Here is a 2113-nt window from a genome sequence, read left to right on the forward strand (position 1 = left end):
AAAGTTTTACGTACTTTAACTGAATCAACCTATGAAATTCAGCCTCAGCAAAGTCATTATGAATCTCTCGAAGTAGATGAGTTCTGGAATTTTGTTGGAAATAAAAAGAATAAACAATGGCTTATTTACGCCTATCATCGAGAAACAGGTGAAATTGTTGCTTATGTTTGGGGTAAACGAGATTTAGCTACAGTCTAACAATTGAAGACAAAGCTTAAACAATTAGATATTCACTACACCCGAATTGCAAGTGATCATTGGGACAGTTTCATCACTGCTTTTAAAAATGGTAAGCAAAGTATTGGTAAATTTTTTACTGTAGGTATTGAAGGCAATAATTGCAAAATAAGGCATAGAATTAGGCGTAGCTTCAGAAGAAGCTGTAATTTTTCAAAAAAGCTTGAAAACCATTTTAAAGCTTTTGATTTAGCCTTCTTTTCTTTTACATCAATAATGGCTTCATTTAAAGGCAGCATACTTTTTGAAGCACCACCAAAATTTTATGTTAAGTAGAGACTAAAAATGCCCTTGATTAAGGGCTTACAAGGGCATTTTGTATAAGGTGTATTATGTTAATTTTAGAATTTCTTCATTAGATAATTTTTGATAAGCTAAATCCATTAGGACTAATTAAGTAAATATGAGCAATTGGGTCAATGTCACACAGGATAAGTCTACAGGTATAGAACTAATTCATGCCCACTTCAAAGGCTTTGCATACGATCCTCATCTACACTCAAGTTATCTTATAGGGGTAACAGAGTTAGGACATCAACAATTCAATTGTAGAAAAAAAATTATTGATAGCTATCAAGGTCAAACTTTCATGCTTGAACCGGTAGTGTTCAAAAAACTGTGTCATTTCCTTAAACTGTTAAAAATAGGAATGATGCATTATGGCAACTACATTTGATTTTGAAACAGCCTTAAAACAACTCCAGTCAGGACAAGCACTGACTGGAGAAAATGGCATACTCACCCCTTTAATTAAACAACTGACCGAAGCTGCTCTTGAAGCAGAAATCGAGAATTACATTGAAGCGAATCCGAAACAAGGTAATCGCCGCAATGGCTATACTCGCAAGACAGTAAAATCTACATCAGGTTCATTTGAGCTTGAAACCCCTAGAGATCGAAATGGTGAATTTGAGCCACAGTTAGTTAAAAAGAACCAGACCAAATTATCAGAAGAAATTGACAATAAAATCATATCACTCTATGCACTTGGTATGAGCTATCGTGATATTCAAAAGCATGTTGCTGATATGTATGGATTGGAGATTTCAGATGGTGCTATCACCAATATTACAGATAAGCTCCTCCCTCAGTTACAAGCATGGAAACAACGCCCACTCGATACAATTTATCCCTTTGTTTGGTTAGATGCCATACATTACAAAGTGAAGGATAAAGGTGTTTATGTGAGCAAAGCGATCTATACCATTTTAGCTTTAAATGTTGAAGGTAAGAAGGAACTACTCGGCTTGTATTTATCGGAAAGCGAAGGGGCGAACCATTGGCTTAGTGTACTGACAGACCTACAAAATCGTGGTGTTCAGGATATTCTGATTGCCTGTGTAGATGGACTAAAAGGTTTCCCCGAAGCCATAGCAGCGATTTACCCTCAAACAGAAATACAACTGTGTATCGTTCATCAAATTCGTAATTCTTTACGCTATGTTGCCAGTAAAGATCAGAAGGCATTTATGGCTGATTTAAAGCCAATTTACCGTGCTGATACCAAAGGGGCGGCAGAAGTAGCACTGGATGAGCTAGAAGAAAAATGGGGCGAAAAATATGGTGTGGTCATTCAGTCATGGCGTACCAAATGGCATCTACTATCCGCCTATTTCAAATACCCTAAAGCGATTAGGAAGCCGATTTACACCACCAATGCCGTTGAAGCCGTACATCGTCAATTCCGCAAACGGCACTGTTGCAAAGTTAGCGATGAGGCAGCCTTTTGTCTTATTCAAAGGCCTTACGTTTCAAAAACTCTGCTTACCAGGCGCATTTCGCCCAGGGGATCACCATAATAAAATGCTGAGGCCTGGCCTTTGCGTAGTGCACGCATCACCTCAATACCTTTGATGGTGGCGTAAGCCGTCTTCAT

The 2113-nt window shown here is 38.0% G+C and carries 4 pseudogenes; 3 read left to right on the forward strand and 1 reads right to left on the reverse strand.

Annotated features, from left to right (window positions below):
• From FTT94_RS16360 to FTT94_RS16370, 3 pseudogenes are all read left to right on the forward strand, one after another.
• Positions 1-467, forward strand: a pseudogene (locus tag FTT94_RS16360) (IS1 family transposase); the annotation flags it as partial.
• 173 nt (positions 468-640) lie between these two features.
• A pseudogene (locus FTT94_RS16365) lies at positions 641-838 on the forward strand (AraC family ligand binding domain-containing protein); the annotation flags it as partial.
• 58 nt (positions 839-896) lie between these two features.
• Positions 897-1928 (forward strand): annotated as a pseudogene (locus FTT94_RS16370) (IS256 family transposase); the annotation flags it as partial.
• 53 nt (positions 1929-1981) lie between these two features.
• Here the strand turns inward: FTT94_RS16370 and FTT94_RS16375 are convergent.
• Positions 1982-2113, reverse strand: a pseudogene (locus FTT94_RS16375) (IS6 family transposase); the annotation flags it as partial.

Origin of the sequence: Acinetobacter sp. YH12027 (genome assembly GCF_013420085.1) — a bacterium.
GTDB classification, from domain to species: Bacteria; Pseudomonadota; Gammaproteobacteria; order Pseudomonadales; family Moraxellaceae; genus Acinetobacter; species Acinetobacter amyesii.